The following is a 21,425-nucleotide window of genomic DNA, read 5'->3' on the forward strand; positions in this document are numbered from 1 at the left end:
TGTGCTCCTTGTCTTAGCGGCCGCTAAATTCTGGCTGGCGTTTTTCCATAAAAGCGGCCACCCCTTCGCGATAATCTTGGGTGCGTCCTGCTAAACGCTGCAAATCACGTTCTAAATCCAATTGCTGATCGAACGTATTGGTCGCACTGGCATTGAGGGCACGTTTAATTAGCGCCAGTCCTTGGGTGGGTTGGGTTGCCAAGAAGCGGGCTTTCTCAAGCACGGTATCCATCAGGGCGTCATCCTCGACCACCTGCCAAATCATGCCCCATTGTTGGGCTTGTTCGGCGCTGATTTTATCGCCTAACATGGCTAACGCGGTGGCACGGGCTTGACCAACCAAACGTGGTAAAGTCCAAGTACCACCAGAATCAGGAATTAAGCCAATTTTGCAGAAGGCTTGAATAAAACTGGCTGAGCGTGCGGCATATACAAGGTCGCAAGCAAGGGCAATGTTGGCCCCTGCCCCTGCCGCCACGCCATTGACCGCGCAGATCACAGGCATCGGCAGATCACGTAGCATACGCATTAAGGGGTTGTAGTTTTTCTCAATCGAAGCCCCTAAATCCGGTGCTTGTGCATCTGGTGCGACATTACGATCGGATAAGTCCTGCCCTGCGCAAAAACCACGGCCTGCACCTGTGATCACGAGACAACGCACTTGGGAATCTTTGCGTGCGGCTTTTAGGGCATCTTTGACTTCGGCGTGCATGTCGGCATTAAAGCTGTTGAGATTGGCCGGACGGTTCAGCGTCAGGACAGCCACACCCGCGTTAACTGTGTATTCAATACAGGTATAAGTCATAGCACTAGCATCCTTTATAAAGGGGTTGGCGTTTTTCCATAAAGGCTTGAATGCCTTCATTGCGGTCTTGGGTGGCTGCCAATAAGGTAAAGGCTTTGCGCTCGTATTGCAGGCCAGTGGCTAAATCCATATCCAAGGCTTTGAGGAGGACGTCTTTCGCTTGTTGTACGGCTAAAGGCGCTTTGCGGGCGATGGTCCGCGCGATGCTTTGCGCACGTTCTAAGGTGAGCTCAGCTTGGGTGATTTCAGAAATTAAGCCGGCTTCATACGCACGTTGCGCACTGATGGGCTCTCCAGTGAGGACCATCTGCATCGCAGTACTTTTACCGACAGCTCTAAGTAAACGTTGCGTACCACCAGCTCCTGGAATGATGCCGAGGTTAATTTCTGGTTGCCCAAATTGGGCTTGGTGGCCGGCAATCAGAATATCCGCATGCATGGCGAGCTCGCAGCCACCACCAAGGGCAAATCCATTGACTGCGGCAATGATAGGTTTAGGAAATTGACTGATGCGCTTCCAGTAACCAACACGTGGATCTTGCAGGACACCCACAGCATCCAAGGTTGCCATTTCCTTGATATCTGCGCCGGCAGCAAAAGCGCGTTGGCTGCCTGTGATCACCACAGCAGCAATACGGTCATCTTGCGCACTTTGATCGAGAATATCCGCGAGTTCGCCTAGTAAAGCGGTATTGAGGGCATTAAGAGCCTCTGGCCGGTGCAAGGTTAGCGTGAGCACGCCAGCCTCTGGGCCATCAAGCAGAAGGTAATTTGGCATAGACTCCCCACAGGCTAAATTAGCCTCTAGCATCACTTTGTTATTCTTGTGGGCCAAGCCCATTGGCTTAGCTTGAGTGCAAATCTTTCAATGCGTGTGAAGCGCATAGCAAAAATTGCGCTAAATCAGTATATCTAAAAAGGGATACAGATCAATACATAAGAAAAGACTTTATGTATCGCATGTGGCAAAAAGCCGCATAGGCAAAAGCAAAAAAATTATTTGTATGACCTAGATAGCTAGCAAAGATTGACTGTCGGGTTTATAGTGAAAATCAAAGTTTCAATGCATGCAGGTGCAGTTGAGTTAATTTAAAGTGTTACAAAAAATTTGATATTGTCTTTAGCTATGTTTACCTTTGCCAAGGTGTCCTACCTTGTTGCTCTGGTGATGTTTGACGATCAGTTAGCCAACAAGTGATAACAAAATCAATAAAATGTACCCAGCAGGAGAGATCTTCCTATGAGTGATGCGCAAGCGCTATTTGCAACCCACCAAGCCACATTGCAGCAAGCTTTAGAGGCGATTCAAACACGTGATTATTGGACGCCCTATTCAGAGATGCCCAGTAAGCGGATCTATGGAGAAAATGCAGAAGCAGAAGGCAAGGCGGCTTTCGAAAGTTATTTAAACGCCCGTTTTGAACTTGCTGGTGTACCAGAGGTTGCAGACGTAGGCGAGGAAGCTTCTCCCTATGGTATCGAGCTCAATATCCGTTACCCACAACCTGATCCGCAAGCCTTGATTGCGCGGATGCAAGCGGCTTTACCTGCATGGCGGGATGCAGGTGTGGATGCACGTGCTGGGGTGTGTATGGAGATTTTGCAGCGTTTAAATCAACGCAGCTTTGAAATTGCCCATGCGGTGATGCACACCACAGGACAAGCCTTTATGATGGCTTTCCAAGCGGGTGGCCCTCATGCACAAGATCGTGGTTTGGAAGCGGTCGCTTATGCCTATGCAGAAATGAAAAAAGTCCCTGAAAATGCGACTTGGACCAAGCCACAAGGGAAAAACCCGCCTCTAGTCATGCACAAGCGTTTCCATATTGTACCGCGTGGGATTAGTTTAGTGATTGCTTGTTCCACCTTCCCCACTTGGAATACTTATCCAGGGCTTTTTGCCAGCTTAGTCACAGGTAACCCTGTGATTGTGAAACCTCATCCAGGTGCGGTCTTGCCTGTGGCGATTTCGGTGAAGATTGCTCAACAAGTGTTAGAAGAAGCGGGTTTTGATCCTGCCTTGGTCTCTATGGCGGCGGATTCCAGTCAAGCGCCGATAACCAAAACGCTCGCTTTAGATCCTGCTGTCAAGTTGATTGACTTTACCGGTTCTACGGCTTTTGGGGATTGGCTAGAAGAAAACGCACGTCAAGCCCAAGTCTTCACTGAAAAAGCCGGCGTCAATAGTATTGTGATTGATAGCGTGCAAGACATGAAAGCTGTGGCGCGCAACCTTGCCTTTACTTTGAGTTTATATTCAGGGCAAATGTGTACGACCACCCAAGCGATCTATGTGCCACGCACTGGGATTAAAACCGCGGAAGGTTCGCTTTCCTTTGATGAGGTGGCACAAGCGCTTGCCACGGCAACGAGTAAATTCCTTGCAGATAATGACCGTGCGTGTGCTGTTTTGGGAGCAGTGCAATCATGTGCTACCGCGGAACGTATTGAGCAATGCACGGCTTTAGGTGAGGTGGTACTCGCGAGCGAAAGCCGCCAACATCCAGAGTTTGCGAATGCGCGTGTGCGTACCCCCTTGATTTTAAAGGTCGATGCGCAAGATAAGGCGACTTATAGCGAAGAACGCTTTGGCCCGATTGCCTTTATCATTGCCACCGACAGTACAGAACATAGCCTGAATTTAGCCCGTGAAGTGATTAACGAAAAAGGCGCCATTACTTTAGGCGTCTATTCCACAGATGCGCAGGTTTTAGAGGCTGCAGAAGCGCTGGCAATCGATGTAAAAGTAGCGCTTTCTTGTAACCTAGATGGTGGTGTATTTGTGAACCAATCGGCTGCGTTTAGCGACTTTCACGCGACTGGGGGTAACCCAGCGGCGAATGCCTCTTTAACAGATACGGCTTTTGTGGCACGTCGTTTTGTGATTGTGCAAAGCCGTCGTCACGCTTAAGAGATTCAGTTAACAAAGGACAGAGGTGAAGTTATCAACTAACTTCACCTTTTTTATGTATTCATAACCAGAATATCCAAGGAGATCTTAAAATGCCTTGTTATCGTTTAGAAGGGGTCACGCCGGTTGTCGATCCCAGTGCCTATGTACATCCAACGGCTGTATTAATTGGTGATGTCATTGTTGGGCCTGGGGTTTATGTGGGTCCCAATGCGTGCTTGCGTGGCGATTTCGGACGCTTGATTTTAGAAAAAGGTGCCAATATCCAAGATACTTGCGTGATGCATGGCTTTCCAGGGACAGATACTGTGGTTGAGGAAGATGGCCATATTGGTCATGGCGCGGTTTTGCATGGTTGTCGTGTGGGTCGTAATGCCTTAATTGGCATGAATGCGGTCATTATGGATGGGGCCGTGATTGGTGAAGCCTCTATTGTCGCGGCCACCGCCTTTGTGAAAGCAGGTTTTGAGTGTGCGCCTCGATCCTTAGTCGTCGGTGCGCCAGCCGAGGTGAAGCGTCAACTCAGTGAGCAAGAAATTGCTTGGAAAGTGGCTGGAACCCAAGAATATCAGCGTCTAGTGACCCGTTGCCACGATAGTTTGCAAGAATGTGTCCCCTTAACCCAAGTGGAAGCACAACGCCCAAGAGTTAACGCCGGTGAAGTCAAACCCAAATACCAAACCAACCCATAGGTTCAACGTATGCAATACCAATTGATTTGTGTCGAACGCCAAGGTGCTGTCGGTATCTTGCGTCTGAATCGTCCGGAAGTGCTCAATGCTTTATCTGTGGCTTTGGTTGCTGAACTTGGCCATGCGATTCGCGCCTTTAATCAGGAGGATCAGATCGGTGCTTTATTATTGCTTGGGAGTGAGAAAGCCTTTGCCGCAGGTGCGGATATTAAGGATATGCAAGATAAGGCTTTTGTGGATTTGTTCCTAAGCGATTTTCCGCATCTTGCAGGCGATGGCTGGCAAGCTTTGCAGCAAGGCCGTAAACCTATTATTGCCGCGGTTGCCGGTTTTGCGTTAGGGGGTGGTTGCGAGCTTGCGATGGCCTGTGATTTTATTTTGGCAGCAGAAAATGCCAAGTTTGGCCAGCCTGAAGTCAATATAGGTACTTTACCCGGCGCAGGCGGTACACAACGTTTAACCCGTGCAGTCGGCAAGGCTAAAGCTATGGAAATGTGTCTGACAGGGCGCATGATGGATGCGCAAGAAGCTGAGCGCGCAGGTTTAGTGAGTCGGATTGTACCACTGGCAGATTTGGAAGCAGAAGCACTGAAGGTCGCCACGAAAATTGCTGCGCAATCGCGCCCTGTGACTTTGATGATTAAAGAAGCGGTCAACCAAGCCTTTGAATCATCTTTAGCCGATGGTTTAAAGCTAGAGCGCCGCTTATTTGCTAGTAGTTTCGCCCTAGAAGATCAAAAAGAAGGGATGCGTGCTTTTGTAGAAAAACGCCGACCTGAGTTTAAACATCGTTAATCTGGGTAGAAAAACAGGTTGGGTGCTGTACTTGCCCAACCTTGCAAGTTCACCTTTTTCCTACTTAGGTAATATAAGATTGACTAGCTTCCAAGAAAGGCCACGACGTTCAAGGATAAATCTTGTTTCCTTGCCCTGCTCATTCGGGACCCATACGGAGAATTGACTGCTTGAGTCATAGGAAAAACGTGCATTTTTGAACAAATCGTCTTTTTCAGGGGGCGGTGTCTGATCACGAGACGGCGCATCTTTAACAGGCTGTTTGCCTTCCATGATGGCGGCAAGTCCACTGGGTGTTACAAAAGAATCTACCATGCCATCAACGACTTGAGCAGCTAATCCCACAGCCAGAGCGGCAAAAGGATTGTCTTGCATGGCGACGCCTGATTTTTTCATCATGGAAGCATTGAGTTGTTCTTTGATGTTCTGACGCAAGGTGGGAAATTCGATATTTTCCGACATTTTTTCAGCATCATTTTCTGCTATCCCTGTTTTAATTGCGGCAACAGTGATATAGGGGCCAGCTGCAAGATAACCAATAAATAAGGCGACTAGCATGGCTAGGCTCACGATGATTTTTTTCATATCTACCCTTGGTGCGGTTACTGGAATGATTTTGATCAATTTTCTGTTGGCAAAGCTTCGGGTGCTTGATAATGCTCTGGCCATACACGTGCTACCACAGGGGAAGTCCGGCTTAAGCTATGACAGGTATCCAGGATAAAAGGTGTATGTCCTTGCCTTTGGTGATGATCTCGCAAAGCTTCATACATGGTTTGATAGGCTGAAGTCGCCATAGGGCCCAGGAGTTCTGTAAGATGGGTGCAGCCTTTCACACCACCTAGACGATCTTTGACCGCACGATTCCAACCCGGACCAATTTGTAAGCCAATTAAGGCTTTATACGCTGTGCTAATACTATGGCAGTGATTAAAAGGAGCATATTCTGTACTGGCGGCAGCATCGACAATATTCAGATCTAAATCTAGGGTGAGCCTGAGCCACATTGCATGGATGGGTTCTCCAGCGGGGATTTGCCCATTTCTGTCGTCATTATCCACAGCATAAGTTTTAATATCTGTCATATGGCCTTCAATATCCCAAAGACCATCGGCACGCTGATAACCGCGGCAAGTCACTGTACGTGTATGTAATAAGCGACGTTCAGCGGTTGCTGGAGGTAGGGTATTTGTCATTTGATTCAGTCCTTAATTCAAACCACCAAAACGCTTGTAAAAGGCTGGGCTAGGCTCAGGCAAAGGCCCTTCGGCAGTTTCTAAAATTTGGCTTAAATGTTGTTCGGCGGCGGCATAGATTAATCGATAAAGATTACGACAGAGTTGACGTGCTGAACGTCCCTCCCAATCCACAGGTAATAACTCTTCGGGCAATAAAGGATCACGTAGCAAGACTTTGCGGTATTCGTGAATCATCAAAGTGCGGGCAATAAAGCATTCTTGCGGATCTAATTGGCTTTTATCTTTTAATTCTTGCCACACAGGGCGAAAACGATTGAGAAAATTACGATAGCTATCAGAGAGTTGTTGTAAGTTCCAGCATTCACAGGCCTGTTGGCGTAAGGCTTTTGAGGCGAGCGGATCTTGGCGTTTGGTCTCAAACAACAAGGTGTGATCTAGCGCATCGAGCTCTTGCAAAGTCGCCATGACTTCACTGCGATCACAACGCGGGTGTGCCAAAACAGTCGGCGCTAGGGCACCAAAACCCATCCACTCCAGTTCCTCGCGCACGGTGCGCCTTTGTTCTGCACTCAGTTGCGACAAAACGGCTAAACACCAAGTGCCATCCCAATCTGGATAAACAGGGACATAGACGCGCTTGAAGGCTTTTTCAAAGCGGCGGCGCCCAGAGGCCGTCAAGCTGTAATAACTGCGACGTCCAATTTGTTCCGGTAATAGCCAGGACTCTTTACTGAGCCGAAAAACAGAAGTGCGTACCAAACGCTGGCTTAATCCCAAAGGTTCAAGTAAGTGGATCAAACTACCTAACCAGACGGTGCCGCCACGGGGTGCAATGGCATCGCCGTAAATTGTAATAATCAGGGAGCCTGCACGTATGGGGCGTTGTTCGCGAAATGCATCGATCAAATAATTTAAATGAGGTGAATACTGCATAGTAGGGTAGGTAAGCGTAAGTCAAAAGGAACAATGCACCCTTACTGCGTACATTGAGCGTGTACCTCCCTTGGTTGGCGACAAGAGAAGCATCGGATGCCTGTATCTTAAGGGATGCCAAGGCACTTGTGCATTAGAGTTTATAATTTTATTAATCTTTACAAATAGTTAATTTTTTAGCTTAGTGAACTCAGCTCATAAAACGGGCGTATGCTTTTTACAGGGTCAATAAAAAAGCCCTGCAAGGCGAGCAAAAATGAGTGCCTACGCATATTGACATTGATATTATGATACACTAGGTTTTGTTCTGTTATTTTGATTGTGTCACTTTAGCCAGCAGTGCAAAAAGCTTGTTTCGTCCAGTGATTAACTATCAACTACTTGATTTAACAAGATTAGACGGATTAAGCTCTTTTGGTCAGTGTAGGTAACTTGATACACTTTAACCAGTAAAAAGCAAAGTTTTTGCAATACCTTACTATAGCTGCCCTGAGCTATAGCAGATTAGCGCTAGGCCCTTTGTGTCCCTAGATGATAAGTTAAACCTTGGTACCTAGCACCGAAGACTGGCGGTGTGTGCGTATATACGCAAAGAGCCTGAAATCATGGCACAGTCTGAATATAAGATAACAACAATAAAACAGGCAACCTCCCAACGAGAGTGAGCTTGTCTAGGAGAACTGAATGAAAACAACAAAATATACCCTCGCACTGACTTTAACACTCGCAGCAACGGGAGTAAGCCTGACGCCTGTACAAGCAGCAGAAACCTTGCGTATTGGCGCATTCGTTTCCGCTACTGGCCCAGCCTCTTTTTTGGGTGATCCAGAACTGAAAACCCTGGAACTTTATATTAAAGAAATCAATGCCCAAGGTGGGGTTTTAGGTCAGCAAGTTGAGTTAGTACACTATGATGACGGCGGCAGTGCAGGTAAAGCGCGTACTTATGTCAACCGTTTAATTGGCGCCGATAAAGTCGATATGATCATTGGTGGGTCTACCACTGGAACCACTATGGCAGCAGTGCCTTTGGTAGAACAAGCGCAAGTGCCTTTTATTTCTATGGCCGGTGCGATTGTGATTACGGATCCAGTAAAAAAATGGGTCTTTAAAACACCACAGACAGACCGCATGGCTGCCACTAAAGTGCTGCAAGATATGAAAGCACGCGGTATGACAAAAATTGGTTTGATTTCTGGTACAGGGGGTTTTGGGCGTTCAGGCCACAAACACACGCTAGAAGTCGCCAAAGAAATGGGTATTGAAATTGTCGCTGACGAGACCTATGGTCCGCAAGATACCGACATGACCGCTCAGCTGACTAAAATCAAAAGCACCCCAGGTGTGCAGGCGGTGTTTAATTTTGGTTTTGGTCAAGGCCCAGCCATTGTCACTAAAAACTATGCCCAACTTGCGATTGATCTGCCGCTTTACCAATCTCATGGGGTCGCCTCAGACAAGTATATCGAGCTAGCCGGTGATGCGGCGGAAGGCGTGCGCTTGCCGGCTTCCCCTCTTCTCGTGGCAGATACCCTACCAGAAACAGATCCACAAAAACCTGTGGTCACCGCCTATAAAGCCAAGTTTGAAGCTGCTTATAACATGCCAGTATCGACTTTTGGCGCTTATGCTTATGACGCTTTAATGCTGGCGGTGGATGCGCTTGAACGTGCAGGAAGTACAGACAAAGCCAAAGTGCGCGATGCTTTGGAGCAAACCCAAAATTATGTCGGTGTGACAGGGGTTTATAATCTTTCTGCGCAAGACCACATGGGCCTAGATGTTTCTTCCTTCCGTTTGTTAGAAGTCTCCCAAGGGACTTGGAAACTCGTGGAATAAGCACATCTCTTGCTGGACAAGCAACCGCGGTATAAATGTTGTTTGTCCTGATGCACATGAGCCTCCCTTTTCTTATGGAAACTTGCTTTGTTGAACAAGGCAGGGGGAGGCTGTGCCTGCAAGTTTGCCAAACTCAATACTTGTCACTTACACCTTATCCGTTGCGGGCTATCATCATGTTAGCAGAATTACTGCAATACCTATTTACTGGTGTCACCCTAGGTGCAACTTATGCCTTAGTTGCTCTAGGCTTTACTCTGATCTACAACGCGAGTCATGTGATTAACTTTGCCCAAGGTGAGTTTTTAATGATAGGGGGCATGTCGACTTTCTTCTTGTTAGAAGCTGGCCTGCCTTTGCCCATTGCGATTTTATTGTCTGTGTTGCTGGCTGGCGCTTTGGGGATTGCCTTGCAAAAGTTTGCTATTGCGCCTGCTAAAAACGCGGATGTGGTGACCTTAATTATCATCACCATTGGTGCTTCGATTTTTCTGCGTGGTCTTGCGCAATTGGTGTGGGATAAAGAAATCCATGCGGTACCCGCCTTTAGTGGCGATACCCCCTTAGTCATCGGTGGGGCGACCTTGCTACCGCAAAACCTTTGGGTATTAGGGATTTCTGTCATTGTGGTCTTGGCTTTGGTGTACTTTTTTACCCGTACTTTGACCGGCAAAGCCATTTTAGCCACCTCGATGAATGCAGACGCGGCCAAATTGGTGGGTATTAAGACCCAATTTATCTTAATGCTGGCTTTTGCTTTATCGGCGATTTTAGGTGCAGTTGCTGGGGTGGTCGTTGCTCCTATTACTTTTACTGCTTATGACATTGGCATTATGTTAGGCCTTAAAGGTTTTGTGGCCGCGGCAATTGGTGGCTTAGGCAATGGTGTCGGGGCAATTGTTGGTGGTTTGATTCTAGGGGTGACTGAAACCCTCGCTGCCGGTTACATCTCCTCCGACTATAAAGATGCTGTTCCCTTTGTGATTATTTTGCTCATTCTCTTTTTCTTACCTAACGGCCTGTTCGGGTCGCGCAGCACGGAGCGTGTTTAATATGATGCAAGCTCTCAAATCACCTCGTTTAGGTGGCTTAAGCGCACTGAGCTGTGTGCTCATCATCCTACCTTTTACGCTCAGCAATAGCTTCCAGCTTGATGTAGCGATTCAAGTCGGGATTGCCGCGATTGTGGTCGTGGGTTTGAATTTATTGGTGGGTTTTGCCGGACAAATTAGCTTAGGGCATGCCGGCTTTATGGGGATGGGTGCTTATATGAGTGCCATTTTAAGTGGTACTTATGGCTGGAGCCCACTGCTTGCGCTCATTTTTGCAGCGATTTGTGTTGGTGGTTTAGCCTTTTTAATTGGCGGTCCCATTTTACGCTTGAAAGGTCATTACTTGTCGATGGCAACTTTGGGCCTTGGCATCATTATTGCCATTGTGATTAATACAGAAAGTTGGCTGACCGGTGGCCCTGATGGCTTAGTTGTGGAGCCTTTATCTCTTTTTGGCTGGGCGCTAAGCCCTTTTGATGAATATCACCTGCTAGGGATCAGTCTCTCAGGAACGCAAGTCTGGTATATCCTGATTGCCAGCTTATTAGTGTTTGCCGTTTGGTTAGCCTTAAATATCATTGATTCCCCAACAGGCCGCGCCTTGCGTGCGGTTCATGGCTCTGAAATTGCCGCTCAGGTCGTTGGTGTCAATACAGCACACTATAAAGTAAAAGTCTTTGTGATTTCTGCAGTTTTTGCCTCTGTGATGGGCAGTTTATCTGCGCATTATACGGGCTTTATCACGCCAAATATTGCGGGTTTCCACCACTCTATTGAGTTGATTACCATGGTCGTTTTAGGTGGTATGGCATCGACTTATGGGGTGATTTTAGGTGCGGTGATTTTAGTGCTTTTGCCGCAAGTGCTTGCCGATTTGCAAGAGTTTGAAATGCTCGCCTTTGGTTTAATTTTGATGGTGACCATGATTTTTATGCCCAAAGGTTTGTTACCTACCTTGCTAAACCTGCTTAATAAACCCAAGCAGAAGACCACTTCTGAGGAGGCCGCATGAGCACACCTATCATTCAAGTGGAAGGGCTAAGCAAGGTTTTCGGGGGGGTACATGCCATCGAGAATCTCTCCTTTAGTATTCAGCAAGGCCATATACACTCAGTGATTGGCCCCAACGGTGCAGGGAAAACCACTTTATTTAACCTGATTACAGGGATTTATACGCCAACCCATGGCGATATTAAACTTAAAGGAGAAAGTATTGTTGGCCTAGATCCCAGCCAACTGGCACCGCGTGGTATGTGCCGCACTTTCCAGAATTTGCAAATCTGTATGAATATGACTGCACTAGAAAATGTCATGATTGGTCAGCATTTGCAGTTTAAAAGTAGCTTATTGGCCACTTTATTTCGCTTACCCTGCGTGGTGCAAGCCGATCAACAAGCGCGTGAAAAAGCCGCTGAACTTATGGATTTTGTCGGCTGTGCTAAGTACCTGAATACGGAAGCTTCTGCCATGCCTTATGGCGCACTCAAGCGTTTAGAAATTGCCCGTGCGTTGGCGGCTAAGCCGGATATTTTGTTGTTGGATGAACCAGCTGCTGGCCTCAACGGTGCAGAAACTGCAGAGCTGGATACCCTGATTCAAAAAGTTGCGCAAAGCGGGGTCACTGTGGTGCTGGTCGAACACGATATGAAATTGGTGATGAATATTTCTGATTACCTTTTGGTGCTAGATTATGGCAAAAAACTGGCCGAAGGTACCCCAGAAGAAATTCGTCATAATCCGGATGTAATCGCAGCTTATCTAGGGGGTTAATGTCAGATGACGACCAAGACTACATCGGTGAGCACAGACACCAACGCCCAAGAAACCACCATTAAAACCATTATGCGTGAGCATCTAGGGCTGTGGCATATTATTGGCATTTTAGAGCAGCTGCAGCAAGAAATGAACTTGCAAGATACGCCGCCGGATGTCCTTTTGATTAGCACGATTTTTGATTACTTTGAGCATTTTTCTAACAGGGTACATTCAGGTCCGCAAGAAGTCCTTTTATATCAACGCCTAAATGCCCGTTGCGATGATGCCCGCGAAGTGATTGCTAAACTGGAAATTGGTTATCAACGTGGCCATGATCAACTCCAGCAATTACGTCAGCTGTTAGAGACTTGTGCAGCCAATTTCCCAGAAGGGCGTGACACCTTTAGTTATGAGTTAACTGGCTTTATTCTGGCACTGCGCAAGCACATTAAAAAGGAAGAGGGGGTGATTATCCCCAAAGCACGCCAATATTTGACGGAAGAAGATTGGCAGGCAATCTTACATGCGAAAGACCAGCACCAAGATCCTTTATTTGGGACGCGCGTCCGTGAGGAATTTAAAGCCCTACGACACCGAATTGTCAGCTTAACGCCTGAAAATCTTGGTGGTTTAGGCTTGGCACATGTTAACCCGAGCAGTCCAGCGAGTGAAACATCTGGTGTTGCCCCTTTATTGCAGCTGGAAAATATCAATGCCAGTTATGGGCGTATCCAGGTCTTACATTCGGTCAATATCGAGATTCAACGCGGTGAGCTAGTGGCTTTGGTGGGCGCTAATGGTGCGGGTAAAACCACACTTTTGCGTACATTGTCAGGCTTACACCAGCAAGACTCGGGCCGTATTTTATTTGCCAGTCAGGATATGCACAGCGTGAGTGCAGATCAAAGGGTGCATGCGGGGATTGTACAAGTGCCTGAAGGCCGTCAAGTGTTTAAAGCCTTATCTGTCGAGGATAATATTCAGCTGGGGGCCTATTCACGTAAAGACAGCCCAGAGGCGATTCGTGCTGATTTGGAGCATATGTATGAAACCTTCCCGATTTTGCGCCAAAAACGCTTACAAGCTGCAGGGACTTTATCTGGGGGGCAACAGCAAATGCTAGCGATGGCCCGTGCTTTAATGGCACGTCCTAAACTTTTATTGCTGGACGAGCCAAGCATGGGGCTGGCGCCTTTAATTGTGGAAGAAATCTTCAATATTGTAAGCGAGCTTAAGCGTCAAGGTATGACCATCTTTCTTGTCGAGCAAAATGCGGCGCAAGCACTTGCATTGGCAGATCGCGGCTATGTCTTGGAAACTGGGGAAGTGGTCCTTTCTGGTGCAGGCGCAGACTTGTTAAAGGATGAAAAAGTCAAGGAAGCCTATTTAGGTATTTAATCGTTACTCGTTTTTTCCTGCACAATCAGGGCATTCTCACCTGCTTTGGGTCACCCTAAAGCGGGTGTTCTTGTTTGTTCAAAAAAATTGAATAAATTTAGGGGAAATGAAAGTTTGTTATCACTGATTTTGGCTGCATTGCAGCATCAATACTGTGAATCTGCCTAGAACAAAAATTTAAAATGACACATAAATTAGGTGTTGATTTATTTTTAGGTATCATATAAAACTATCTAGGAGTCACAGACCTGTTTAGCTGTCACCCGACACAGATCACAAGAATTCAAGCAAGAACAAGAATTCAGGAGTTCCTATGTACGCCCAGCTTGTTGATACCGGAACCACAGGCGTTAAGTCTCTGCAAGAGATGAGCGCAGAAGAACGTGCATTCCAAGAAAAAATCGATGCAGAAATTAAAATCGAAGCGAAAAATTGGATGCCAGAGGCTTACCGCCGCACTTTAATCCGCCAAATTTCTCAACATGCACACTCTGAAATTGTCGGCATGTTGCCTGAAGGCAACTGGGTCACGCGTGCCCCTACCTTCAAACGTAAATTGCAATTGATGGCAAAAATCCAAGATGAAGCCGGTCACGGTTTGTACCTGTACAGCGCCATGGAAACCTTAGGTGCTGACCGTGATGACGAGATTGAGCGCTTGCATCGCGGCGAGGTGAAATATTCCAGTATCTTTAATTACCCCACCCTCAATTGGGCAGATATGGGCACGATTGGTTGGTTAGTCGATGGTGCTGCGATTGTGAACCAAGTCGCTTTACAGCGGACTTCCTATGGCCCTTATTCGCGTGCCATGATTCGTATTTGTAAAGAAGAAAGTTTCCACCAGCGCCAAGGTTATGAAATCTTGCTCACTATGATGCGTGAGGGCACAGATGAGCAAAAAGCCATGGTACAAGATTCGATTAACCGTTTCTGGTGGCCTTCGTTAATGATGTTTGGTCCACATGATTCGGATTCTCCGCATACTGGCCAATCCATGGCGTGGAAAATCAAGCGCCATACCAATGACGAGTTACGTCAGCGCTTTATTGATCAAACGATCCCTCAGCTTGAATTCCTTGGCTGCACAGTACCTGATCCAGATCTCAAGTGGAATGAAGCGCGTGGCCATTATGACTTTGGTGAAATTCAATGGGAGGAGTTTTACCAAGTCTTAAAAGGCAATGGCCCTTGTAACCGTGAGCGTTTGCGCACTCGTAAAAATGCCTTAGATGAAGGGGCTTGGGTACGGGAAGCAGCTATGGTTTACGCAAAAAAACAACAACAGAAACAACAACAAAACGCTGCCTAATTTGAGGAGATGAGCATGTCTGACTGGCCACTTTATGAAGTTTTCGTACGTAGCAAACATGGCTTAAATCACAAGCATGTAGGAAGCGTACATGCTGCCGACGCGCAAATGGCGATTGAAAACGCCCGTGATTTATACACGCGCCGCAATGAAGGTGTGAGCCTATGGGTTGTCCCTTCGAATGCCATTACGGCTTCTGCACCAGACGAAAAAGAACCCTTGTTCGATCCATCACAAGACAAGGTGTATCGTCACCCCACCTTTTACAAATTGCCCGCTGAAGTAGACAACATGTAAGGATGGGTTGTATGACAAATCAAGAAGCCTTAACTGATTATGTGCTACGCCTTGGCGATAGTGCGTTAATTTTAGGTCAGCGTTTGTGTGAGTGGTGTGGTCGCGCGCCCGCCGTTGAAGAAGAAATGGCGCTGATGAATGTGGGGTTGGATCTTATTGGTCAAGCTCGCAATTGGATGGAATACGCGGTGGAGTTGCAAGGCCAAGGTCAAGATGCTGACCAGTTGGCTTTTACCCGAGATGCGCACCAGTATCGCAATCTCTTGTTGGTTGAGCAGCCTAACGGTAACTATGCAGATACCTGTGCGCGTCAATATTTTTATGATGCTTGGCATTACTTCACCCTGAAAGCCTTATGTGATTCGAGTGATGCACGTGTGGCTGAAATTGCCGCTAAGGGCTTGAAGGAGGTGACTTATCATCTGCGCCGTTCTAGCGAGTGGATTAAACGCCTTGGGGATGGTACTGAACAAAGCCATGCCAAAATGCAAGCGGCGATTGATGAAATCTGGACTTATACCGGAGAAGCTTTCATTGCGGATGCGGTAGATGAACAGATGCAAGCGGCCGGCATAGGTGTTGATTTGGCCCTCATCCATGAGCAATGGCGTGCGCACGTAGAAGCCACTTTACAAGAAGCCACCTTAACTTGCCCAGATATGCAAGCTTATATGCAGCAAGGCAGTAAGCAAGGCATTCATACTGAGCGTCTAGGCTTTATCTTAGCGGAAATGCAATTTTTGCAACGTGCTTACCCGCATTCTACTTGGTAAATTTTTGGCACACTTCAGATCACAGGTGGTGGTCTGAAGTGTTTTAATGCCATTTACAGAGGTGATCTTGCTATGGCACAAGCGCACGATAACGCCCCAGACCATCCAGTACACTATCAAGTACCTGAGCTGACCGATTCTCTAGAAGCGAGTTTGCGTTCGGCTGATTTGATTACCACAGATCGTGGACGTACTTTAGATTTTCATGGTCGCCGCCCGAGCTTGGACGAAGTGTGGGCTTTACTGGCACAAGTGGCCGATCCTGAAGTCCCTGTTGTGAGTGTGGTTGATTTGGGGATTGTGCGTGAATTGGTATGGGCTAAAGAGGTTTTGCAAGTTTATATCACGCCGACTTATTCAGGATGCCCAGCCACAGAGCTGATTGAAAGCGAGATCAAGCTGGCTTTGATGCAAGCCGGTATTGCACAAGTGTCTATGCATCAGCGGATTTCGCCAGCATGGACGACAGATTGGATCACTGCGCAAGGGCGTGCCAAATTAAAAGCCTATGGCATTGCACCACCAGAAGGTAGCGCAAGCAAGGCGGCTTTATTTGGGCAAGTGCAAGAGGTGACCTGTCCGCATTGCAATAGCCAAAATACCCAACGCATTAGTGATTTTGGTTCAACAGCTTGTAAATCCCTCTATAAATGCAATGCCTGCTTAGAACCTTTTGAATATTTCAAATGCATCTAAGTAAGATTCCTGACATTTTAATAACAAAGATTATAGCGAGGCCTGTATGAGCCGTTTTCATGCTTTGACGGTGACAGATATCCAGCAAGAAACCCGAGATGCGGTATCTATCAGTTTTGCAGTACCTGAGGAAGTGGCCAGCGAGTTTGCGTATAAGCAAGGTCAATATTTAACTTTACGTACCCAGATTCAAGGTGAAGAAGTACGCCGCTCGTATTCGATTTGTCGCAGTGTCGCAGATAATGAATTGCGTGTGGCCGTGAAGCGTGTGCCAGGCGGCGTGTTTTCCAACTATGTAAACGATGCGCTTAAGGTCGGGCAAACCTTAGAAGCTATGCCGCCGATGGGTAACTTTTATGTGAATCTGGAGCCAACGCGTACCGCCTCTTACTTGGCAATTGCTGCCGGTAGTGGGATTACGCCTATGCTATCGATTATTAAAACCACGCTAGAAACTGAGCCGCAAAGCGAATTTACCCTGTTTTATGGGAACCGCTCTGCATCAAGCACCATGTTCCGTGAAGAGCTCGAAGATTTAAAAAACCTCTATATGGGGCGTTTTAACCTGATTTACATCATGAGCCGCGAACAGCAAGATATTGATTTATACAACGGGCGTATTGATGCAGATAAGTGTAATGCCTTGTTTGATCACTGGATTGATGTGCCTAACTTAGAAGCCGCTTTCCTTTGTGGCCCACAGGCGATGATTGAAAGTGTTTCTGGCGCTTTGCAGGCTCACGGTTTAGAAAAAGCCAAAGTACATTTTGAGCTTTTTGCCCCCGCGGGTAGTCAGCAGCAAAAACGTGAGCGTCAAGTAGAAGCTGGTACCCAAACTGGCGTGAGCCAAGTCACTGTGATTGCTGACGGGCGTCAAATCAGCTTTGAGTTAGCTAAAAATAGTAAGAATATTTTAGAAGCTGGTAATGAACAAGGTGCCGACTTGCCTTATGCCTGTAAAGCTGGGGTCTGTTCAACCTGTCGTGCCAAAGTAGTTGAAGGAGAGGTGGATATGGATGCCAACTTTGCCTTAGAAGATTACGAAGTGGAAGCGGGTTATGTTCTGACCTGCCAGTGTTACCCTGTTTCTGACAAGTTAGTGGTCGATTACGATCAGTAAGGTGTTAAAAACCCTGTGTGTCCTTGCAACAAGCCTTGTAAAAACAAGCCTTGTAAAAAAGAGTACCTAAGTATTTTTCAATGCCTCCTTGATTTGCCCAACCTTGTGTTGGGCTTTTTTATGCGCACATGCAGGTACGGTCATCAGGGTGTGGGCGCTGGTTGGGGATGAAAACTGAGTGTGAGTATGATCACGACACAAGATAAAATCACAGCTGCTGCAATAAAGCCTTTGCCTTGATAGACTTCAGGTAATTTACGAATTTCGCGCCAACCTAAGCCTGCACTGATCCAAACGAGAGGAACTAAGATAGGGCCAAAAATTAGGCTTGCCATGGCCAAAATAATGGCGACCAAGGCCCAATCAGAATTTTTACTGATCGGGGGGGTATCTTTGGTTTGGGTAATGCCTTGAGCCTGCATCTGCTTTTGCGGACTACGGATTAACATGCGTGCTTCTTGTTCAATCACTTCAAAATGAACAGCAAGCCCTTCACTGGGTAGGCCGCCACTGCGCCAGTGGGCCAGTTGAAATGGGTAGTGTTGGCCATCATCACATGCTTGTACGACACCGCTTTGCTGTTCAAGATCAAAACGAATAATTTCACCTTGCATCAAAATTACCTTAATTAATTTAGCTAACATGGTGGGTCAGCTGAGGCGTTTTAAGCCCATCTAAATGCTCAGCTGCAAGTAAAAAGTTGCACTCACTTGCGGCCTGAGGTCGTCCTAATAAAAATCCTTGGACCTCATGACAGCCACGACGTGCTAAAAACATTAGCTGTTCTTGGGTTTCTATGCCTTCGGCAAGCACTTGCATTCCTAGACTAGTACCCAATTGCAGGACGGTTTGAATAATGGCCTCATCCTCTTTGCATTGCCCTATATCTTGTACAAAACTGCGATCAATTTTTAAGCGATCTAAAGGCAAGCGCTTTAAACGATGTAAAGAAGAATAACCTGTACCAAAATCATCTAAAGCAAGTCGATAGCCCGCATGCCGTAATTGATGGAGCTTATTTTCTGTATATTCCGGATCTTGCATCAGCAAGCTTTCGGTGATTTCTAATTCTAAATGTTCCGCTTGTAAACCGTAATGATGGACAAGGCTATCAAGCTTGGTGTTAAAGTCTGACTGCAACAGCTGTAATGCCGAAATATTTACTGCAACTAAGGGGGGGTGATAACCTGCATCTAGCCAAAGCCGAATTTGTTGGCAAGCTAATTCAATGACTTTCCAACCTAATGGAATAATTAAGCGAGTTTCTTCTGCTAAAGGAATAAACTCTCCCGGGGAAAGCCAACCTTGTTGTGGATGATGCCAACGAACTAAAGCTTCAAATCCAGATAAATAAGCATCACCATAGATATTGAGCTTAAATTGTGGCTGATAATGTAATGTTAATTCATTGTCTTGTAATAAAGCACTGCGTAAATCTTGTTCTAATGCAAAATAACGCACAGTGACATCGGTTTGCTCTTCTGTATAAAAAGCATAAGTATTTTTACCTTGCGCTTTAGCCGCATACATGGCGGTATCTGCATGTTTGATCAGTGCATCTAATGTCGTGCCATGCTTGGGTGATAGGCTAATGCCTACACTGGATGTGACTTGTAAGGCAAGTTGTTTTAGATCAAAGGTATATTGACCAAGGCATAAAATGGTTTCAGCCACTTCTTGGGCCAGGCAGGCATTTTCCTCTGCGGAATGATGCCGTGCAAAAGGATAGATAAATACAAACTCATCGCCACCATTACGAATCAGATCGCCTTCTTTAGGTAAGACTTGGGTTAAATAATGGCCCACTGCGTTAAGAAGATCATCACCGACTTGATGCCCTAAACTATCATTAATGATTTTAAATCGATCGAGGTCGATAAAAAATAAAGCAAACGATTTGGAAGGCGTTTGGCTTAATAAAGCAGCTACTTTCTCTTGTAAAAATAAACGATTGGGTAAGCCTGTAAGAATATCATGCCGAGCTAAATAATTAAGATCTTGGGTTTTGCGTTGCACTTTAGCCGCAAGCGTATATTCACGACTATGGGTAGTGAGTAGAACCGCCGTCGCTAAACACGCAATTAAAACGAGCAAGCTTTGTACATGATAAACACTAGAGCCTTGATTGGCAGATAAGTAATTATGCCCTGCTTGAATATGTAAGTGCCAATGTTGATGGGCTACTTCGATGGTGAATTTTTCATGCAGGGGTAAGTTTTGAATATCCTGCCCCAAACCAACACGGGTTTGATAAAAAGGTGTACTAGCACTGCGCTCATAGGCACTGACAGCAACAAAATTTAAGTTGGCTTCCTGTAGCGCTAGCTTAATTAAAGAATCCACTGTAAAAACCCCGACCATATAACCTGCTAGGTGTTTGCTGCTGGTCATTAAAGCTTCCCCTGCCTGTTGATACACAGGGTGTAAGATCAAAAAAGCGGGCTGTTGTTGATCTTGGACTAAGCGCAAAATTTGCGTGGCAATTGGCCCACTTTGGCTTTGTGCTTGGATCACCCAGCGTTGTCTATCCTCTTTAGATAAGAGATTAAATCCAAGGGCCGCTTGATTGACGTATAGAGGCTCTACGTATTTTACAGGGAGTAAAAGATGATCTAACTGATGGCCACTAAGGGTTTCTCCACGCACTTGGTAGTCACTACGTGCCAGTAGGGTGCGCGTATCTTGTTCAAATGTTTGCCGCTGATCAATATGAATCAAAGGATCCCAAGAATAGGCACGCACAGAAGGATTCGTGCGGAAAATTTGCCAAGTGGCATCACGAAATTCTGTCGGAGTTAGTCCTTGATTTTGGGTATATTGGCGCTCTAAGCTACTTAAATCTTTTAAGTTTTTTTGCATCCACGCTTGTAAACGTGCTTCCACCACTTGGACATCTTTAGCAAAGTGGGCGCTCAATTGTTCCCGTTGTTGTTGTAGATAAAAGTAATTGAGTAAGATGACACCTAGTGCAATCCCGAGTAACAAAATAAATAAACGTCGGTCGTTATTGGATTGCCAATGATGATGATCCTGATCCTTGCTGTCCCCACTGATAACAGGTAAGGGAAGGGCTTGCGCACGATAGGAAAAACATAAATAACCTTGATGAAAGCAGCGCAACATCAGCAAAACAACGGGTGTGACTAGAACCGCACCAAAGGTATCTCCCATCCACCAAGAAAAAGCGCTATCCCACCAAGAGGTATTGGCATATTCCGACTGACCAATAAAATGTAATGCCGAGCTGCCAATCCCTGCACTAACTAGGCTAGTGAGGGCACCGGCATATAAGACAAAGAAAAAGGCATCTTCTTCTTTAGCGAGTTGAAATAAGTTGTGAATACGTGGACGTAATAAATAAAATGCCAGAAGCACATGCGCACTAGCCCCAAGTGCCATTACGAGTGCTTGTAAGGATTCGTCAAAATTCAGGGTATTTTGCCAGCGCCAGTGAATGCTGAGGTTAAATAGCAGATTGCCAAGAAAGACTCCTGGCCAAAGTTTGCTACCGTAATACCAAAGTGTGCCTAAACCTATCCCAGCAGGTACCCATAAGGGGACAACTTGAGCATGGAGACCCATGGAAACCACCAAGTGACCAGCCAAGGCATAAGCTAGGGTTAGCATGAGTACTGAGGCAAGATATGTAAGCTTCATCCCTGTGCACCTAAAGGTAGAGTCTTTCTAGCTTGTCGTTTGCGCTGAAGCACGTGAGGCCCCCGATGTTTGAATACTAGAGTTTGTATTTTCTCAAATAAAAACCAAACAAGCGCCAACTTTATTGATAAGCTAACAAAAAGTGTTTTCTTCCAAAAAAATGTATTTCTTTAGAATATAATCAGGGTTTT

20 protein-coding genes are annotated in these 21,425 nt (G+C 46.4%); 13 read left to right on the plus strand and 7 right to left on the minus strand.

The window, feature by feature from the left end:
* Positions 1 to 13: 13 nt before the first annotated feature.
* Positions 14 to 805, minus strand: coding sequence for a 2-(1,2-epoxy-1,2-dihydrophenyl)acetyl-CoA isomerase PaaG (gene paaG, locus BMX05_RS08250; RefSeq protein ID WP_093310048.1), 792 nt, complete (start codon positions 803 to 805; stop codon positions 14 to 16).
* Positions 806 to 809: 4 nt separating this feature from the next.
* Positions 810 to 1,583 (minus strand): 2,3-dehydroadipyl-CoA hydratase PaaF, encoded by a 774-nt coding sequence (paaF, locus tag BMX05_RS08255; RefSeq protein WP_093310396.1) that lies wholly within the window; start codon positions 1,581 to 1,583, stop codon positions 810 to 812.
* Between the two features lie 462 nt (positions 1,584 to 2,045).
* On the opposite strand from paaF, the gene paaN reads away from it, so the two are divergent.
* The 3 genes from paaN to BMX05_RS08270 all read left to right on the plus strand — a co-directional run bounded on the left by paaN (position 2,046) and on the right by BMX05_RS08270 (position 5,203).
* Positions 2,046 to 3,716, plus strand: coding sequence for a phenylacetic acid degradation protein PaaN (gene paaN / locus BMX05_RS08260; protein WP_093310052.1), 1,671 nt, complete (start codon positions 2,046 to 2,048; stop codon positions 3,714 to 3,716).
* Between the two features lie 92 nt (positions 3,717 to 3,808).
* Entirely contained in the window at positions 3,809 to 4,408 is a 600-nt protein-coding gene (gene paaY, locus BMX05_RS08265; RefSeq protein WP_093310056.1) for a phenylacetic acid degradation protein PaaY, read from the plus strand.
* Positions 4,409 to 4,417: 9 nt separating this feature from the next.
* Positions 4,418 to 5,203, plus strand: coding sequence for an enoyl-CoA hydratase (locus BMX05_RS08270; RefSeq protein ID WP_093310060.1), 786 nt, complete (start codon positions 4,418 to 4,420; stop codon positions 5,201 to 5,203).
* A 60-nt stretch (positions 5,204 to 5,263) separates the two neighbouring features.
* Here the strand turns inward: BMX05_RS08270 and BMX05_RS08275 are convergent, their stop codons facing one another.
* The 3 genes from BMX05_RS08275 to paaX are packed head-to-tail and all read right to left on the minus strand — an operon-like array spanning position 5,264 to position 7,335.
* Complete coding sequence (locus tag BMX05_RS08275; RefSeq protein ID WP_218139016.1) at positions 5,264 to 5,872, minus strand: DUF2939 domain-containing protein; 609 nt, start codon at positions 5,870 to 5,872, stop codon at positions 5,264 to 5,266.
* On the minus strand, positions 5,824 to 6,399 hold the full coding sequence (locus BMX05_RS08280) for a DUF2889 domain-containing protein (protein WP_093310066.1): 576 nt from the start codon (positions 6,397 to 6,399) through the stop codon (positions 5,824 to 5,826). Before BMX05_RS08280 ends, BMX05_RS08275 begins: the two co-directional genes overlap by 49 nt.
* A gap of 12 nt (positions 6,400 to 6,411) precedes the next feature.
* The gene (gene paaX, locus BMX05_RS08285) at positions 6,412 to 7,335 is read right to left on the minus strand and encodes a phenylacetic acid degradation operon negative regulatory protein PaaX (RefSeq protein ID WP_093310069.1); all 924 of its coding nucleotides are present in this window, start codon (positions 7,333 to 7,335) and stop codon (positions 6,412 to 6,414) included.
* A gap of 684 nt (positions 7,336 to 8,019) precedes the next feature.
* Between paaX and BMX05_RS08290 the strand changes: the two genes are divergently transcribed.
* The 10 genes from BMX05_RS08290 (at position 8,020) to paaE (ending at position 17,577) form a co-directional block, all read left to right on the plus strand.
* Positions 8,020 to 9,174 carry an ABC transporter substrate-binding protein gene (locus BMX05_RS08290; RefSeq protein WP_093310071.1) on the plus strand — a complete coding sequence of 385 codons (1,155 nt, stop codon included), beginning with the start codon at positions 8,020 to 8,022 and terminating at the stop codon, positions 9,172 to 9,174.
* Positions 9,175 to 9,350: 176 nt separating this feature from the next.
* Positions 9,351 to 10,226, plus strand: coding sequence for a branched-chain amino acid ABC transporter permease (locus BMX05_RS08295; RefSeq protein ID WP_093310072.1), 876 nt, complete (start codon positions 9,351 to 9,353; stop codon positions 10,224 to 10,226).
* Position 10,227: 1 nt separating this feature from the next.
* Positions 10,228 to 11,238: a branched-chain amino acid ABC transporter permease gene (locus BMX05_RS08300; protein ID WP_218139017.1), complete on the plus strand. Its 1,011-nt coding sequence runs from the start codon at positions 10,228 to 10,230 to the stop codon at positions 11,236 to 11,238.
* The gene (locus BMX05_RS08305) at positions 11,235 to 11,996 is read left to right on the plus strand and encodes an ABC transporter ATP-binding protein (protein ID WP_093310073.1); all 762 of its coding nucleotides are present in this window, start codon (positions 11,235 to 11,237) and stop codon (positions 11,994 to 11,996) included. The genes BMX05_RS08300 and BMX05_RS08305 overlap by 4 nt, the downstream gene beginning before the upstream one ends.
* A 6-nt stretch (positions 11,997 to 12,002) precedes the next feature.
* Positions 12,003 to 13,379: an ATP-binding cassette domain-containing protein gene (locus BMX05_RS13020; protein WP_093310075.1), complete on the plus strand. Its 1,377-nt coding sequence runs from the start codon at positions 12,003 to 12,005 to the stop codon at positions 13,377 to 13,379.
* A 313-nt stretch (positions 13,380 to 13,692) separates the two neighbouring features.
* Positions 13,693 to 14,691: a 1,2-phenylacetyl-CoA epoxidase subunit PaaA gene (gene paaA, locus BMX05_RS08315; RefSeq protein WP_093310076.1), complete on the plus strand. Its 999-nt coding sequence runs from the start codon at positions 13,693 to 13,695 to the stop codon at positions 14,689 to 14,691.
* Positions 14,692 to 14,706: 15 nt separating this feature from the next.
* Positions 14,707 to 14,988, plus strand: a complete 282-nt coding sequence (paaB, locus tag BMX05_RS08320; protein WP_093310077.1) for a 1,2-phenylacetyl-CoA epoxidase subunit PaaB — start codon at positions 14,707 to 14,709, stop codon at positions 14,986 to 14,988.
* 11 nt (positions 14,989 to 14,999) lie between these two features.
* Positions 15,000 to 15,761 carry a 1,2-phenylacetyl-CoA epoxidase subunit PaaC gene (gene paaC / locus BMX05_RS08325; protein ID WP_093310079.1) on the plus strand — a complete coding sequence of 254 codons (762 nt, stop codon included), beginning with the start codon at positions 15,000 to 15,002 and terminating at the stop codon, positions 15,759 to 15,761.
* Positions 15,762 to 15,833: 72 nt separating this feature from the next.
* Positions 15,834 to 16,457, plus strand: a complete 624-nt coding sequence (gene paaD / locus BMX05_RS08330; RefSeq protein ID WP_093310080.1) for a 1,2-phenylacetyl-CoA epoxidase subunit PaaD — start codon at positions 15,834 to 15,836, stop codon at positions 16,455 to 16,457.
* A gap of 46 nt (positions 16,458 to 16,503) precedes the next feature.
* Positions 16,504 to 17,577 carry a 1,2-phenylacetyl-CoA epoxidase subunit PaaE gene (gene paaE, locus BMX05_RS08335; RefSeq protein WP_093310081.1) on the plus strand — a complete coding sequence of 358 codons (1,074 nt, stop codon included), beginning with the start codon at positions 16,504 to 16,506 and terminating at the stop codon, positions 17,575 to 17,577.
* 143 nt (positions 17,578 to 17,720) lie between these two features.
* On the opposite strand, the gene BMX05_RS08340 is transcribed toward paaE, so the two are convergent.
* A complete protein-coding gene (locus BMX05_RS08340) occupies positions 17,721 to 18,221 on the minus strand; it encodes a hypothetical protein (RefSeq protein WP_093310083.1) in 501 nt (166 codons plus the stop codon).
* Positions 18,211 to 21,234, minus strand: coding sequence for a bifunctional diguanylate cyclase/phosphodiesterase (locus BMX05_RS08345; RefSeq protein WP_093310085.1), 3,024 nt, complete (start codon positions 21,232 to 21,234; stop codon positions 18,211 to 18,213). Before BMX05_RS08345 ends, BMX05_RS08340 begins: the two co-directional genes overlap by 11 nt.
* Positions 21,235 to 21,425: the final 191 nt, after the last annotated feature.

Origin of the sequence: Allopseudospirillum japonicum, assembly GCF_900108915.1 — a bacterium.
GTDB lineage: Bacteria > Pseudomonadota > Gammaproteobacteria > Pseudomonadales > Halomonadaceae > Pseudospirillum > Pseudospirillum japonicum.